Origin of the sequence: Streptomyces sp. NPDC001985 (assembly GCF_040296845.1) — a bacterium.
Classification (GTDB): domain Bacteria; phylum Actinomycetota; class Actinomycetes; order Streptomycetales; family Streptomycetaceae; genus Streptomyces.
In genome coordinates, this window is record NZ_JBEOYB010000022.1 from 16,289 (window position 1) to 31,852 (window position 15,564).

The 15,564-nt window shown below is 72.5% G+C and carries 10 protein-coding genes; 5 read left to right on the top strand and 5 right to left on the bottom strand.

The features are described 5' to 3' along the window. Positions 1–64: 64 nt before the first annotated feature. A complete protein-coding gene (locus ABT122_RS12455; RefSeq protein WP_451067146.1) occupies positions 65–1,207 on the bottom strand; it encodes a prephenate dehydrogenase in 1,143 nt (380 codons plus the stop codon). A gap of 188 nt (positions 1,208–1,395) precedes the next feature. Between ABT122_RS12455 and hppD the strand changes: the two genes are divergently transcribed. Together hppD and ABT122_RS12465 are read left to right on the top strand one after the other, a co-directional pair. Continuing rightward, the gene (hppD, locus tag ABT122_RS12460) at positions 1,396–2,493 is read left to right on the top strand and encodes a 4-hydroxyphenylpyruvate dioxygenase (protein WP_351549465.1); all 1,098 of its coding nucleotides are present in this window, start codon (positions 1,396–1,398) and stop codon (positions 2,491–2,493) included. Continuing rightward, positions 2,477–3,631 (top strand): alpha-hydroxy acid oxidase, encoded by a 1,155-nt coding sequence (locus ABT122_RS12465; RefSeq protein ID WP_451067054.1) that lies wholly within the window; start codon positions 2,477–2,479, stop codon positions 3,629–3,631. Before hppD ends, ABT122_RS12465 begins: the two co-directional genes overlap by 17 nt. A gap of 167 nt (positions 3,632–3,798) precedes the next feature. Here ABT122_RS12465 and ABT122_RS12470 read toward each other — a convergent pair whose 3' ends face one another. Continuing rightward, positions 3,799–4,830 carry a ParB/RepB/Spo0J family partition protein gene (locus ABT122_RS12470; RefSeq protein WP_351549467.1) on the bottom strand — a complete coding sequence of 344 codons (1,032 nt, stop codon included), beginning with the start codon at positions 4,828–4,830 and terminating at the stop codon, positions 3,799–3,801. A 357-nt stretch (positions 4,831–5,187) separates the two neighbouring features. Continuing rightward, positions 5,188–6,255 (bottom strand): 3-deoxy-7-phosphoheptulonate synthase, encoded by a 1,068-nt coding sequence (aroF, locus tag ABT122_RS12475; RefSeq protein ID WP_351549470.1) that lies wholly within the window; start codon positions 6,253–6,255, stop codon positions 5,188–5,190. A gap of 599 nt (positions 6,256–6,854) precedes the next feature. Here aroF and ABT122_RS12480 point away from each other — a divergent pair. Continuing rightward, entirely contained in the window at positions 6,855–7,283 is a 429-nt protein-coding gene (locus ABT122_RS12480; RefSeq protein WP_351549473.1) for a DoxX family protein, read from the top strand. 587 nt (positions 7,284–7,870) lie between these two features. Beyond that, positions 7,871–11,449 (top strand): S8 family serine peptidase, encoded by a 3,579-nt coding sequence (locus ABT122_RS12485; RefSeq protein WP_351549476.1) that lies wholly within the window; start codon positions 7,871–7,873, stop codon positions 11,447–11,449. A 198-nt stretch (positions 11,450–11,647) separates the two neighbouring features. Here ABT122_RS12485 and ABT122_RS12490 read toward each other — a convergent pair whose 3' ends face one another. Further along, positions 11,648–11,890, bottom strand: coding sequence for a DUF4190 domain-containing protein (locus ABT122_RS12490; protein WP_351549479.1), 243 nt, complete (start codon positions 11,888–11,890; stop codon positions 11,648–11,650). Between the two features lie 42 nt (positions 11,891–11,932). Then, positions 11,933–12,460 carry a GNAT family N-acetyltransferase gene (locus ABT122_RS12495; RefSeq protein ID WP_351549482.1) on the bottom strand — a complete coding sequence of 176 codons (528 nt, stop codon included), beginning with the start codon at positions 12,458–12,460 and terminating at the stop codon, positions 11,933–11,935. 237 nt (positions 12,461–12,697) lie between these two features. On the opposite strand from ABT122_RS12495, the gene ABT122_RS12500 reads away from it, so the two are divergent. Next, positions 12,698–15,517 (top strand): ABC transporter substrate-binding protein, encoded by a 2,820-nt coding sequence (locus ABT122_RS12500; protein ID WP_351549485.1) that lies wholly within the window; start codon positions 12,698–12,700, stop codon positions 15,515–15,517. Positions 15,518–15,564: the final 47 nt, after the last annotated feature.

Here is a 15,564-nt window from a genome sequence, read left to right on the forward strand (position 1 = left end):
TCCTTGCGGGTGAGATTAGGCGAAATGCGGCAGCGCGGGAATAGAGATTCAGCCAGTCCTGGACTCAGGTCCGGACAGTCGGTCGTATCATCCCTTTTTCGTACTGGTCGGTATACGCGGCATCCACCCCCCGCGCGTTCCAGCCCTCGGCCACGAGATGGGCGACCAGCCGGTCCAGGACATGGGGCGCCACGGGGAAGCGCACGGTGAGTCCGCTCCCCCCGGCGTCCTCGACGGTCGCCCCCTCGGCGTCGGCGCCCGCGCCGCCGGCGGCGGCCAGCAGCCGGGGCAGCTCCCCGGGACGGTCCGTCACGGCCACCAGGACGCGCGCGCCGCCCTGCGGGGTTCCGCCGCGCCCGCCCCGGATCTCGGTGAGTCCCGAGAGCCCCCGGTCGAGCAGATCCACCAGGGCCCGTCTGCCGTGGGCCCGCGCTCCGCCGTCGCCCCCGGTGAGCCCGTCCAGCGCCGTGACCAGGCGGGAGAGATCCTCGTGCAGCTCCCGCACCACCCCCGCGACGGCCGCCGCGTTGGACTGGAGGATGTCGCCCCACAGCCCCGGGTCCCCGGCCGCGATCCGGGTCACGTCCCGCAGCCCCTGGCCCGCGAACCGGGTCGCCCCGGCCGGGCCCCCGGACAGCCGGGCCGCCATCAGACTCGCGACCAGATGGGGAACGTGCGAGGTCAGAGCCACGGCCTCATCATGGGACGCGCTCTGGGTGACCACCGGGACCGCCCCGCAGAGCACCGCCAGCTCCCGCGCCCGGCGCAGCGCCGTGTCCGAGGTCAGCGGGGACGGGGTGAGCGCCCACGGCCGGCCCTCGAAGAGATCCGCCCGGGCGGCCAGCGGTCCGGACCGCTCCCGCCCGGCCAGCGGATGCCCGCCGACATAGGACGCCGGATCGGGTGCCAGACGCAGCGCGACCCGCTCGGGCAGGGACTTCACACTCGCCACATCCGTGTAGCAGTGGGCCAGTCCGCGCGTCTGCTGCTCGGCGAGCACGGCGCCCACCGTGCTGGGCGGAACGGCGAGCACCGCCAGATCCACCGGCACCGCGGGCGGGCGGGTCCGCCCGGCGCCCAGAGCCGCCGCCGTCCGGGCGGCCACCGGGTCCCGGTCGGAGAGGAAAACGGTCACACCGCGGCGGCGCGCCGCGAGAGCGACGGATGTACCGATCAAACCCGTACCGATGACGGCAATGGCGCGGATCACCAGACTCACCCCGATCAAAAACATCGCCCATTAAGGAAGCTCAACGGAGGAAATTTATCCGCCCGGCCCCGTGCGTCCATCCGGCTGTCCAACAGTGCGGACAATCGGGAACTGTCCATTGGCCAGACGCGAGACCCGGGCTCTACAGTTCCAGAAACTCGGTTCTTTCCCGGTTGGGGGCACACATGAGTGATTCATCAAAAGCCACCGATCCGCTCGGAGATCTCTCGATCGACTACGTCGAGATATATGTCGAACAGCTGGAGGACGCGGCATTCGAATGGGTCGACCGCTATGCCTTCACGGTGGTCGGCACCGCGGGCTCGGCCGAGCACCGGAGCATCGCCCTGCGGCACGGGCAGATCACCCTGGTGCTCACCCAGGCCACGTCCGACCAGCACCCGGCGTCGGCCTATGTCGCCGCCCACGGCGACGGGGTCGCGGACATCGCGCTGCGGACCACCGATGTGGAGGCGGCGTTCGCCGCCGCGGTCGCGGGCGGCGCCCGGGTCAGCCGGCGGCCCACCCGGCACGCCGGTGACGGCCCCCGGGTGACGGCGGCCCTGGAGGGCTTCGGTGATGTCGTCCACACCCTGGTGCAGCGGGAGGCCGGCGAGAAGCAGGGGCTGCCCGCCGGATTCGTCCCGGCGCTGCGGGCGGAGGGCCACCGCGCGGACGATGTCGGCCTGATCGACCTCGACCATGTCGCCGTCTGTCTGAACGTCGGCGATCTCGACGCCACCGTCGCGTACTACCGCGAGGCCCTGGGCTTTCTGCACATCTTCGAGGAGCACATCGTCGTCGGCAGACAGGCGATGGAGTCCAAGGTGGTCCAGAGCCCCTCCGGGAGCGTGACCCTGACGCTGATCCAGCCGGACCCGACGGCGGACCCGGGCCAGATCGACGAGTTCCTCAAGGGCCACCAGGGCTCCGGCGTCCAGCATCTGGCCTTCTCCTCACCGGACGCGGTGCGCTCGGTGCGCGCCCTGGGGAGGCGCGGCGTCGGCTTCCTCACCACCCCCTCCGCCTACTACGACCTGCTCGGCGAGCGCATCGCCCTGGGCGAGCGGCTGGCGGATCTGCGGGCGACGAACGTGCTCGCGGACGAGGACCACGGCGGGCTGCTGTTCCAGATCTTCACCGCGTCGACCCACCCCCGGCACACCCTGTTCTTCGAGGTCATCGAGCGGCAGGGCGCGGAGACCTTCGGCAGCTCCAACATCAAGGCGCTGTACGAGGCAGTGGAGCTGGAGAGGACGGGGCAGCGTGGGCTCCGGCACTGACGCCGCCCCCGGCCCGGCGGCCTCCTCCGCCGGGCCGGGCACGGAGCTGTGTCTGGGCGACTTCGAGCGCACCGCGGCAGCCGCCCTGCCCGCTGACATCTGGGACTTCATCGCCGGCGGCAGCGGTACGGAGACCACCCTCGACGCCAACCGGGCCGCGCTGGACCGGGTCCTGGTGACCCCCCGCGTGCTGCGGGACGTCTCCCGTGTCTCCACCGAGGCCCGGCTGCTCGGCCGGCCGGCGGCGCTGCCGCTGGCCGTCGCCCCGGTGGCGTACCAGCGGCTGGCGCATCCGGAGGGCGAACTCGCCACCGCGCGGGCCGCGAAGACGGCAGGGGTGCCGTTCACCGCGAGCACGCTGAGCAGTGTCGCGATCGAGGAGATCACCGAGGTCGGCGGCACGGTCTGGTTCCAGCTCTACTGGCTGCGGGACACGGCCGCGACCCTGAACCTGGTCCGCCGGGCGGAGGACGCCGGGGTCTCGGCGATCGTGCTCACCGTCGACGTGCCGTGGCTGGGCCGGCGGCTGCGGGACGTGCGCAGCCGTTTCGCGCTCCCCGGCCATGTGCGGGCGGCCAATGTCGAGGCGGGGACCGCCGCCCATGAGCGTCCGGCGGACGCCTCCGCCGTGGCCGTCCACACCGGCCGGATGTTCTCCCCGGCGCTGAACTGGTCCTCGGTCGCGGCGCTGCGGGAGCGTACCGCTCTGCCACTGGTCCTCAAGGGAGTGCTGGCGCCCCAGGACGCGCTGCGCGCCGCCGAGTCGGGCGTGGACGCGGTCGTGGTCTCCAACCACGGCGGGCGCCAGCTCGACGGAGCGGTCCCCAGCATCGACGCCCTCCCGGACGTGGTCCGCGCGGTCGGCGGCGGGTGCGAGGTGCTCTTCGACAGCGGGGTCCGCAGCGGGACCGACATCCTCCGGGCTCTGGCGCTCGGCGCCGGCGGCGTCCTCGTCGGCCGTCCGCTGCTGTGGGGGCTGGCCACGGCCGGGGAGGCGGGGGCCGCGCGGGTGCTGGAGCTGCTCGCCGGTGAACTCCGTGACGCGCTCGGCCTCTCGGGCTGCGACGGGGTCGCGGCGGCGGCCCGGCTCCGCACGGTCCGGGGCCCCGGCGCCCGGGAGCCGTTTCCGGGCGGCTGAGGGCCCGTACGGCGAAGGGCCCGTACGGCGAAAGGTCCGCACGGCGAAGGGTCCGTCCGCTGCCCGGGGGCAGTGGACGGACCCTTCGTGCGAGTGGGGGGTGTCAGGGCCGTCCCACGAGGTGTCCAACCGTTCGTTTTCCACGCTCGGACACCCAGGACAACGGCTCAGCCAATCTGTGCGACATCGTCCTTGATCCGTACGGCGACCTCCGACCAGAGGTCGGCGAACTGCCGGGCGAGATCGGCGACGATGTCACTGCAGTGCGGTGGGACATTGTTGATGATCGCGTCCCACTCCTCCTTGCGCAGGGCGTGCAGGGCCAGCAGCCGCAGCAGATTCCGCCCCGTCTCGGTGAACCGGAGCGCCGGGTCCGCCTTGAGCCGTCCGACGAGCACGGCACGGTCGGGGACGGCGTCCGCGCGGGGCCGGATGGTGCGCTGGGGCCCGGCGGGGGCCGTCAGCTCCCCGCGCCTGCGCAGGGAGTCGTCCACGGCGACCTCCTCGTCCGCCGCCTTCACCACGGTGGCTGTGCGCCGCCGGCGCTGGTGGGGCACCAGTTCGTCGCCGTTGCGCAGACGGTTGCGGACATCGCGCGCGGTCTCGGGCGAGATGCCCGCGGCCCTGGCGACCTGACGCAGCGACAGGCCGGGGTTGGCGGCCAGCAGCTCACCGGCGAGCATCCGGCCCGCGCTCCCGTCGAGCGGGCGGACCCTGCCGTCCTGGCCGATGCGGCGCGCCTCGGGCTCCAGCCGGAGCGCGGTGCGCTTGCGGATGTCGCCCACGGTGCCCGGGGAGATCCCGGTGACCGAGGCCACCCTCCGGTCGGACCACTGCGGGTGGGACGCGATGATGCGTTCGGCGGCGGACTTGCGGTCGGCCAGGGCCAGTGGCAGCCCATGGGTGACATTCAGCCGAACCGCGAGGACGAAGGCCTCCGCCTCGTCGCCGTCGAAGAAGCGGACCGCTATCGTGTGCGCGCCCCGCAGCCTGGCGGCCTTCAGCCGGTGAAATCCGTCGATGACCTTCATGGTCGCGCGGTGCACCACAATGGGAGGCAGCGGGGACTGGGTTGCCGCCAGAAGGTGAACATGCTCGGGATTCTCGCCGGAGAGCCGGGGCGAGCCGGCCGAGTTCAGGAAATCCAGTTCGATTTCCACTACGGGCTGCTGATCAACGTTCATTTCCTTGGTCGCCATCCCACCACCTCAAGAACTCATGGGAAGGTGGGCGGAGACCATGCGACCAGAGCCTGTCCCCGCGTCTTTGCGGCTGCCCCCGTCACATCTGTGGAACTGTGGATCGAATAACAGAAACCAGCTCATTGCCAATTCCCTCGAACCCCCCTGGACGTTTTCGAGCGGAACATCCGTTCGGTTGACCGGACTTCCGCCAGATGAGAAAGAAATTAACATTCGTCCTTTGAGGGTTGTAACCCCTGCTTAAGTCCCATCTGTCGACCCTTATCACCCCCTAACCCCTAGGGGGGTGTCCCCATCGAACCCATGGGACACTCCCCGCACCAGCGGCACCACACGCGGCGCCGAAACCGGGCCTCAGCCCGCCCCGGCCCCCACGCGCGCGGTGGGCACGGATGTTCGTACGGGCATGGTGAGGGTGCGCCCCATGAGCGGCGACAGGATGCTCACGGCGTCGGCGACCTCCCGGAGATCGGAGGCGACGAGCGCCTGGTCGCCGTCGCAGCGGGCGGACTTCGGCTCGGGGTGGACATCGATGATGACCCCGTCCGCGCCTGCCGCGATCGCCGCCCGGGTCAGCGGGAGGACCAGATCCCGGCGTCCGCCCGAGTGCGAGGGGTCCACGATCACCGGCAGGTGCGACAGCCGCTGCACCACGGGTACGGCACTGATGTCGAGAGTGTTGCGCGTCGACGTCTCGAACGTCCGGATACCGCGCTCACAGAGCACGATGTCGAGGTTTCCGCGCTGTGCGATGTACTCGGCCGCGCTCAGCCACTCCTCTATCGTGGCGCTGAAACCCCTTTTGAGCAGCACCGGCCTGCCCGCCCGGCCGACGGCCTGGAGCAGGGCGAAGTTCTGCATGTTCCGTGCGCCGACCTGGAGCATGTCGGCGTAGGAGGCGACCATGTCGACACTGCCGGGGTCGATGACCTCGGTGACGACCGGCAGCCCGGTCTCCTCCCGCACCTCGGCGAGAATCCGCAGCCCCTTCTCGCCGAGCCCCTGGTACGAGTACGGGGAGGTGCGCGGCTTGAACGCCCCGCCCCGGAGCATCGAGGCCCCGGCCCGCTTCGCCATCAGCACCGCTTCGAGGGTCTGCTCGTACGTCTCGACCGCGCAGGGCCCGGCGATCACGCTCAGGGTGTCCGGCCCGATGGGCACACCGCCCACCCGGATCACCGAACGGGCCGGGTGGTGCTCCCGGCTCACCAGCTTGTACGGGACGGAGACCCGCATCACCTGGAGCACTCCGCTCCGGCTGCCGAGGTTCAGCGCCTCGAAGTCGTCGACATCCCCCACCAGGCCGACGATCGTCCGTGACACGCCCCGGCTCACGAACGCGTCGCCGCCGGCCGCCCTGACGAGCTGTACGACCGTGTCTATTTCCTCCTGAGTGGCCTCCGGAACCATCACCACAACCATGATTTCTCCTCACCGTGGACGCTTGCGTCGGGAAGCAGATTTCCGCCGTCGGCGGCAGTCGGCGAAGGGGAGCGATCCGATATTCCTCCGGCACCCGGTCGCTTTCCTCATCCTAGGAGCGCCGGGGCACCGGAGTCGAACAGGGAGAAACGCCGCCGGATTATGTCCGGACGACTCCGGGGAATGGCGGGACAGCCGGCCCGGGCTGTTTCGCACGGGTTGCCGGCGGGAGGTGTTCCGGGCGTGGGCCGGGGGATTCCGACGGCCGGGGAGTGGACGCGGACGGCGGTGGCGGGTGCCGCCGCGGCGGCGGTCCGGGACCACGATCCGCCGTCCGACCCCGCTCCTGGCGTCAGCGAGGGGCGTGTGCGGGGCACTGACCTGCTCCAGCCACGCTTCGACGCCGGTGAGGACGCGGGCGGAGGACCGATTCCGGTTCGGCCGACCGGGTGGGGACGGTCGGCCGGGCGGGCGAGGCGGGCCGCGCAGAGGGGTGGCGGGGCCCGGCGGGGGTGGTGCAGTGGGGCAGCGCCCGTGCTCCGGCAGGGGCAGGGGCGGGACCCGGGTCCGGGCCCGCCGGCACAGGACCGGAGGTCTCGATGGAACCCTTGATCGCGCTCATCGTCGGGTTTCTGGCGGCGCGGCTCGCCGGGCTCGTGGGGGTGGAGGCGCTGGACGCATGGCAGCCCGCGCTGCGGGTGGGGGTCGCGCTGATGTTCCTGTTCACTGGGTTCTCGCACTTCCACCCCAAACTGCGGCCCGATATCGTCGCCATGGTGCCGCCCGCACTTCCCCGCCCGGAACTGCTGGTGACTCTCACTGGTGCGCTGGAGATCGCGGGGGCGGTGGGGCTGCTGATCCCGGTGACGGCGGGGTGGGCGGCCTGGGGGCTCATTCTGCTCATGATCGCCATGTATCCGGCCAATGTCTCGGCCGCTCGGCGGAGGGTGGCTCAGGGTGATCCGTTGGGGCCGCGCACGGCGGTGCAGATCGCGCTGATCGCGGCCGCGGGGCTCACCCTCGTCTGATCCGGACTCCCCGCGCGGACCCGGCCCGCCCGGCACCCCCGGCCCGTCTGGGGGCCCCTCCCAGAGGCAGCTCTGGGGGGATTGAGGACGGCCCCCGCGCCACAGGACCCCGCACAGTGCGGGCCCGGGTCGGGGGCCAGCCCCCGAACCCCCGCTCCTCAAACGCCGGAGGGGCTGGTTCTTGTGCCTCGGCTCGCCGGAGGGGCTGAAGGGTTTCGTGCCTCAGCTCGCCGGAGGGGCTGAAGGGTTTCGTGCCTCAGCTCGCCGGAGGGGCTGAAGGACGGCGCGGCTCAACGAGCGTGCGCCCCGGCTCTCCCGGGAGGCCGGGCATGTCAGCCCGTCCGGCGATGGAGGACAGACCCCGCACCACAAGCGCCCGCACCGCCGTCCGGCGCCGAGGGCGCCCTGAGCCAAGCCCCCGGGCGCCGCGGGCGGCCGGGAGTGGAGGGTGCCCTCTTGTTACCCCGGAGGGGCTGACCCACCATGGCGAGCAGCTTGACCCGTTCATGGCAAAAGATCACCGAACCACGCATGTGTCCGCACTCCCCCGGCGGGCCCCGCCCGCCACCCGCGCAAGAGGAGAACACGTGGCACGACGGACCGGACCGACCACCCGTATCAGACCCCTGCGCACCGTCTGCGCGGCCCTGACCGCGCTCTTACTCGTCCCGCTCGGAGGCACCACCGCACTCGCCGCCCCCGCCCCCGAACCGGCCGACCGGCCCACCGCCGCCGCCGCCGCCGCCGAGAAGAAGATCGAACCCGAGCTGAGAGCCGAACTCAGCGACGGCAAAGCCACCTTCTGGGTCTATCTGGACAGCTCCGCGGACCTCTCCCCCGCCCTCAGGGCCACCACCAAGGCCGCCAAGGGCAAGGCCGTCCACCAGGCCCAGCGCGACCACGCCCGGCGCACCCAGGCCGATCTGCTCAAGGCCCTGGAGAGCGCGCGGGCCGACTTCACCTCGTACTGGATCGTCAACGCGGTCCGCGTCGTGGGCAGCGCGAAGCTCGCCGACAGCATCGCCCAGCGCCCCGAGGTCGCGCGGATCGACGCCGAGGACACCCTCTCCCTCCCCAAGCCCGCCCGGGGCGACCGGGAACCGGCCGTCAACGCGGTGGAGTGGAACATCGACCGCGTCAAGGCACCCCAGGTCTGGGACCAGCTGGGTGTGCGGGGCGAGGGTGTCGTCGTGGCCAACATCGACAGCGGGGTGGACTACCAGCACCCCGCCATCGACGGCCAGTACCGGGGCCGCGCCGCCGACGGCAGCTACAGCCACGGCTACAACTGGTTCGACCCCGCCGGCATCTGCCCCACCGCCGCCCCCTGCGACAACAACGACCACGGCACCCACACCATGGGCACCATGGTCGGCGACGACGGAGCGGACAACAGGATCGGCGTGGCCCCGGCCGCGACCTGGGTCGCGGCGAAGGGCTGTGAGTCCAGCTCCTGCTCGCAGACCTCGCTGATCGCCTCCGGCCAGTGGGTGGTCGCCCCCACCGACGCCAACGGCGCCAACCCGCGCCCGGACCTCGCCCCCGACATCGTCAACAACTCCTGGGGCAGCTCGGCGCACAACCCCTGGTACAAGGCGATCGTCAACTCCTGGCGCGCCGCCGGGATCTTCCCCGCGTTCTCCAACGGCAACAACGGGCCGAGCTGTGCCTCCAGCGGCTCACCCGGCGACTATGTCGCCTCCTACAGCTCCGGCGCCTTCGACATCAACAACGCCATCGCCAGCTTCTCCTCGCGCGGCGCCGGTGACGAGGGCGGTATCAAGCCCAATGTCGCCTCCCCCGGTGTCAATGTGCGCTCCTCCGTCCGCAACAGCGGGTACGGGTCCTTCTCCGGCACCTCGATGGCCTCCCCGCACACCGCCGCCACCGCCGCGCTGATCTGGTCCGCCGCCCCCGCGCTCCGGGGCGACGTGGCCCAGACCGAGGCACTGCTCGACCAGACCGCCGTGGATGTGGACAGCACCGGCTGCGGTGGGACCGCGGCCGACAACAACGTCTTCGGCGAGGGCAGGCTCGACACCCTGGCCGCCGTCCAGGCCGCCCCGCGCGGTCCCGTCGGCGCGCTCGCGGGCACCGTCACCGCCGAGGGCACCCCGGTCGCCGGGGCCCAGGTCACGGCCGAGGGACCGATCACCCGTACCGCCGTCACCGGCTCCGACGGCGGCTACCGCTTCTCCGCCCTGTCCACCGGCGACTACTCCCTCGCCGTCACCAAGTTCGGGTACGGCAGGGGCACGGCGGGCGCCACAGTCGCCGAGGGTGCCACCACCACCCGGGACATCACCCTGACGCAGGTCCCATCGGCCAAGGTCACCGGCACGGTGAGCGCGGCGTCCGGACCGGCGTCCGGAGCGTCCGTGAGCGTCACCGGGACCCCGGTCACGGCGACGGCGGACGCGGAGGGCCGGTTCGAGGTGACCCTCCCGCACGGCGAGTACGAGATCCGCGCCACCCACACCTCCCGCTGTGTCACCGCGGGTTCCACCCGGGTCACCGTCGCCGCCGACACCACGGCCGCGGTGAACCTTCCGGAGCGTACCGACACCTTCGGCTACGCCTGCGCGGCGGGCAGCCGGGGCTACACCCCCGGCGACCGGAAGCTCGCCCTGACCGGTGACGACACCAACGAGCGGGTGGAACTGCCGTTCGCCGTGCCGCTGTACGGCCGGAGCTATACCGCGGCCCATGTCACCACCAACGGCGTGGTGAGCTTCGGCGGCCCGCAGGGCGGCGACTCCAACGGCCAGATCCCCAGCACGGCCACGCCGAACGCGGCCCTCTACCCCTTCTGGGACGATCTGATCCTCACCGGGGAGGGCTCGGGAGTCTTCACCTCGGTCGTGGGCACCGCCCCGCACCGGTCGTACGTCGTGGAGTGGCGGAACATCGCCCACTGGTCCGCGCAGACGGACAAGTTCACCTTCGCCGCGCTCATCGGTGAGGACGGCCGGGTCTCCTACCACTACAAGGGGACCACGGGCAGCGGCCTCAAGGGCGGCTCCAGCGCCACCATCGGGGTGGAGAACGCCACCGGGACCGACGCCTTCCTCTACTCGTACAACACCGCGGTGCTCGGCGACGGCCTGTCGGTCTCCTTCCGCACCACCAGGAGTGGTGTGGTGCGCGGGCAGGTGCTGGACGCCAACGACGGCAAGGGGGTCGTGGGCGCGACCGTCACCGTGGGCTCGGGCGCCTCGGCGGCGACCGCGACCAGCGGCGCCGGCGGCGACTACGCCGTGCAGGTCCCCTCGGGCGACCACCCCGTGACCCTGACCGCCCCCGCCTACCGGACGGACGAGGGCACCATCACGGTGGCGGCCGACAGCGTCGCCACGCTCACCCGGTCGCTGAGAACCGGCAGGGTCGCCGCGGACCGGACGGCGCTGGACGTCGTCGCCCCGCAGGACCAGCGGCGCACCCGTACCGTCGAACTCTCCAACACGGGCGCGGACACGCCCTGGACCGCCGGCGAGGACGCCTCCTGGCTGACCGTGGCCCCGGCGGGCGGCGAGCTGGCGACCGGGCGGAAGCAGCCGCTGACACTCTCTGTGGACACGGCCGGGCTCGCCCCGGGCACTGTCCTCACCGCGGAGGTGCGGATCGAGTCCCGGAGCGGACGCGCGCCGGTGCTGACGGTGCCCGTCAAGGTCGTCGTACCGCGCTACCAGGCCGCGCTGGACACCGGCGCGAGCGCGGCCGGCGAGGACACCCTCGGCGACACCTGGGCCCCGGACCGCAAGTACAGCGCCGGTTCGTACGGCTATCAGGGCAGCTCGACGGTGAGGTCCACCAGCCGCGCCATCAGCGGCACCGCCGACCCGGCGCTCTTCCGCAGCGCCCGTGAGGGCATGTACGAGTACCGTTTCGACCAGGTGCCGAACGGCGTCTACACGGTGGAGCTGGGCTTCGCCGAGGTCTCGTCCAACCGGCCCAACAAGCGGGTCTTCGATGTCCTCGCCGAGGGCGCCGAGGTGCTGCCGTCACTCGACATCGCCCTGGAGGCGGGATCGTACGCGGCGGTGCAGCGCGCCTACACGGTGACCGTGACCGACGGAACGCTCAATGTGCGCTTCGTCGCCCACAGCGGCTACGGCAAACCCCTGCTCAACGCGCTCCGGGTGACCGAGCGCCCCGACAAGGGCTGACCGCACCGACAGCGGGGCCGGCCGGGCCCGATGGAGCCCGGCCGGTCCACCCGCGCGGCCAGGTGGCGGGGAGCTTCCTCGCGGCCTCGGCGGAGAGCGCCTCGGCCCGGTCGCACGGCTCCGGCACCGGCTGCGGCCCCTGGACGGCGAGGACGGCCGGCTCGAACGGGGCGCGGGAGCGCGCTCCTGACCGCCGGGTCAGGAGGCGGCCATCAGCAGGATCGCGAAGATCGTCAGATCGGCGATGCCGAGCCAGACGCCCGCCTTCGCCAGGGCCCGCCCGTTGCCGGTCGCGTGACGGAGCGCCAGGTAGCCGATGAGGATGGCCACGGGGCCGAGGATCAGGCTGTAGAGGAAGAGGCCGAGGATTCCGCAGACCAGGCTGGCGATCGCCAGTCCCTGTGCCTGTGATCGGCCGTGTGTACCCGTGGAGCTGGACATTGCCTTTCTCCCGTCATCCGGCAGTGCGCGAGGTTGCTTCTCTCACTGCGGGTTCCCCGCTTTTCCCGCTCCATCCCCGCCGGGCGCCGGTTCCAGGGAGCGGTACATGACGTGCAGTCCCACGGGGCCGTGCGCGGGGTGGTCGTACGCGCCGGGAACGGTGCCGAGGACGCGGAAGCCCAGCGATGTCCACAGCCGTACGGCCGGGTTGGTCTCGACGACCGCGTTGAACACCATGCCGGTGAAGCCGTCGGCGGCGGCCCGCTCCAGGACGTGTGCGGCGAGGGCCCGGCCGACGCCGCGTCCCGTGTGGGCGGGGTCGACCATGAAAGCGGCGTTGGCGGTACGGGCGGCGGGGCCGCCGTAGTTGGGGCGGAGGTACGCGGAGCCGGTGACCCGGTCACCGTCCCTGGCGACGAAGACCCGGTTGCCGGGGGCCATCCACAGGGCGCGCGCCTCGTGCTCGGGTGTCGCCGGGTCCCAGGTGTAGGTGTCCCGGGCGGCGACGATCGTCCGCCAGAACGGCCAGATGGCCGGCCAGTCCCGGTCCGTCGCGTCGTCGATCAGCATCGCCCGAGTCTGCCACACCCCTGTTCGAGGGCAGGAGGCCGCCGCCCCCGGCCGGGCCGGGGGCGCGTCCGCGCGCGGAGGGTCCGGAGCGGTGCGACACCGGGCGGCCGGGCCCGGCGGTTATGGCACCCATCGGGGCCGCGCCCGCTAGCGTCGTACCCAGGCCATGACGAACGGGGGTTGTCCGTGGTGAACGACGACCGTGAACCGCCGAAGTGCCCGGGTGGGCACCCCGGCATGTCCACCGGCGCCGGAGCCGATATCCAGCGCAGACTCGAAATCCTGATCCGGGACTCCCGGACCAGCGAACCGCCCATGCCCGTGGTCGTCCTGCACGCCGAGGAGCCGGGCGACGACGGCCGGGTGGCCGAACTGGTCGAGGAGCTGTACACCGGGCAGGACGCGCACGGCACCCGCAGCGCCGTCGCCCCCGCCCGGCGGGAGGGGCCCACCGAGGTGCGCCGGGCGGCGGGCCTGGTGCGCGACCTGGGCGATCCCCGGCGGTGGGACGGCCGCCGCTCGATCTACCGGCGGTACGCCTTCCCCCGGCTGCGGCTGGTGCGCGCCATCGAGGACGCCGTCGGCGAACTGGGCGCCGACTGGCCGCAGCCCGCCTCCGCCCCGGGAGCGCAGCCGGCCGGGCCCGACCCCGCCCGGCGGCTCCTCGACCAGTTGGCGCGGCAGCGCTGGCGGCCCGTGGGCGCCTCCCGGTGGAGTTCGGGGCTGCGGATGCTGGACATGGCGCACATCCTCCCGGCGAGTGTGGTGGCGGTGCTCGCCGCGCTGCTGGCGCGCAGTGACTGGCCGGTGGCGCTGGGGTCCGGCGCCGGGTTCCTGCTGCTGTTGCTGGTCCTCGACGCTGTGCTGCCCGGCCGGGCGCCGATCTTTCTCTGGCTGCGGCGGGAGAGCCGGTGGTTCATGACCACGACCTTCCTGAGAGCGGCGACACGCGGCCGGCCGACGGACTTCTCGCTGCTGCGCCCCACCCGCTCCTGGAACGCCATCGCGGCGCGCGCCCACGATGTGGCGGAGGCCCTGAAGTCGGGTGACGACTTCCAGCTCCAGCTCTACGTCCTGGCGCTGTTCGAGGATCTGCGCGACAACCACCGGCGCTGGAGCTGGGATCTGCGCGGCTTCAAACGGCCCCGGCCACCCGCCCTGTTCCTGCCGCAGGTGACCGCGGAGAACGGCGGGATCGAGCTGATCAAGGCGGTCAGCGATGTCCGCAGCCGGCGCAGCGAGCTCGATCCGCTGCTCATCGTCGCCGGGGTGGGGCACGGGGATGTGGTGCGGCTTCAGCAGAGCGTGATCCAGGGGCCGGACGGCACCCCGTGGACCTGGTACCAGGAGTGGGCCCGGAATCTGCGCACCGGGCAGTCCCCGAGCCGTGAGCTGTCGGAGCTGCCGTGGGTGCTGAAGGTGGCCCTGCCGGCCGGACGGCTGGCCCCGGCGACGGACGCGCAGCGGCACTGTGTGAAGACGGTCTTCCGTCCGACCGCGGCCCGGCTGGTGTGGTCGCTGCACTCCCTGGTCCTGGTGGCCGTGCTGGTGGCGACGGGCCTCGGGGTACGCGCGCAGGGGATGCACGAGCGGTACTGCGAGACCTCGGTTCTCGGTGCCAACACGGACACCTCGCGCGCGTCGGCGCCGGACGGCGCGACCGAGTGCATAGGGATCGCGACGGGCGGGGTGCGGTTCGCCGACTGGCTGCCCGGCGACGGGAAGCCGGGCGGCCGGAACCGGCCGGTGTGGACCGTGGGCCGGCTGGAGCGGCTCATCCACGACGAGAACGAGAGGGTCCTCGCCGACCGGGAGGCGGGGTACGTCACGGTGGTGTACGCGGGTCCGCTGAGCGCGGACAGCGGCGGCGGGTCCTCGGCGGTCAAGGGCATCGAGGAGCTGGCGGGGGTGTATCTGGCGCAGGCGGTGATCAACGACACCTTCTCGGTGCGACTGCGGGTGCTGATCGCCAACGGCGGCGTCGACATGCTCCATCAGACCGCCATGGCGCGGGCCGTCGCCCGGTACGCGGCGGACGATCCGACGGTGGTGGGGGTCGTGGGCACCGGCCGGGATCTGCGCTCCAGCGCGCGGACGACCGAGATCCTGCGGGACGCGGGGCTGCCGGTGGTGTCGGGGACGAACTCCGCGACCTATCTCCCGCGGACCTTCGCCAACTGGTTCAGCCTGGCCGCGCCCGACGAGTGGCAGGTGGACCAGCTCGGTCTGATCGCGGGCCAGTTGCGCGAGCCCGGGAGCCGGCAGCACGCGCTGGTGCTGGCCCGGGACACCCGGGAGACGGACGATCTGTACACGGAGGAGCAGGCGCGGTACGGCCAGCGGATGCTGGCGAGGCAGGGCTTCACCGTGCTGCCGCAGCGGCAGTACACCCTCAAGGCGTCCAAGCCCGAACTGCGGGTGCACGCGGAGGAGATCTGCCGGGGCGGGACGGTGCCCTCGGTGATCTACTTCGCCGGGCGGGTGGAGGATGTCTCGCCGCTGATGGCGCAGCTGGGCACCGAGCCGGGCTGCGCACAGCGGACGATCTCGCTGCTCACGGGCGACGATCTGTCGAAGGCCGACTTCACCCGGGGCGGCGACGGGGTCGCGCCGAGGGTGACGCTGTACCACGCGGCACTGGCGGAGCTGAAGTCCGCGGCGCCGATGACCACCTTCTACAAGGACGCCGTCAAGCACCTTCCGGGTCTCGGCACGGGCCCGCTGTCCCATGACACCCCCGCGATGGCCAGCGGACAGACGGCGCTGTCCCATGACGCGACCCGTGCCCTGTACTGGGCGGCCACGCTCGGCGGGGTGCCGCAGAACCGGGCCTCGGCCTGGGTGAATCTGCGGACGGTGAAGCTGGGAGGGATGGCGACGGGCACGATCGACTTCACGGGTGCGGCGCTGTACGGGGACCGCGAGGGCCACGGCATCGCCCTGCGGGAGGTGCGGCGCACGGCGGACGGGACCTCCCGCCCCCGGGTGCTGTGCAGCAGGGTCGCGGGGGACGCGCGCCCGCTGACGGAGGAGGAGTGCGCGATCGGACCGCGCTGACCGCCGCGCGCGCCCGCGCCCCGGATCGTCCGGGGCGCGGGCGCGGC

Coding starts and splice junctions, on each gene's coding strand:
- hppD (WP_351549465.1), top strand. CDS start 1,396: ATGAGTGATTCATCAAAAGCCACCGATCCGCTCGGAGATCTCTCGATC.
- ABT122_RS12500 (WP_351549485.1), top strand. CDS start 12,698: ATGTCCACCGGCGCCGGAGCCGATATCCAGCGCAGACTCGAAATCCTG.
- aroF (WP_351549470.1), bottom strand. CDS start 6,255: ATGGTTGTGGTGATGGTTCCGGAGGCCACTCAGGAGGAAATAGACACG.
- ABT122_RS12490 (WP_351549479.1), bottom strand. CDS start 11,890: ATGTCCAGCTCCACGGGTACACACGGCCGATCACAGGCACAGGGACTG.
- ABT122_RS12470 (WP_351549467.1), bottom strand. CDS start 4,830: ATGGCGACCAAGGAAATGAACGTTGATCAGCAGCCCGTAGTGGAAATC.
- ABT122_RS12480 (WP_351549473.1), top strand. CDS start 6,855: ATGGAACCCTTGATCGCGCTCATCGTCGGGTTTCTGGCGGCGCGGCTC.
- ABT122_RS12495 (WP_351549482.1), bottom strand. CDS start 12,460: ATGCTGATCGACGACGCGACGGACCGGGACTGGCCGGCCATCTGGCCG.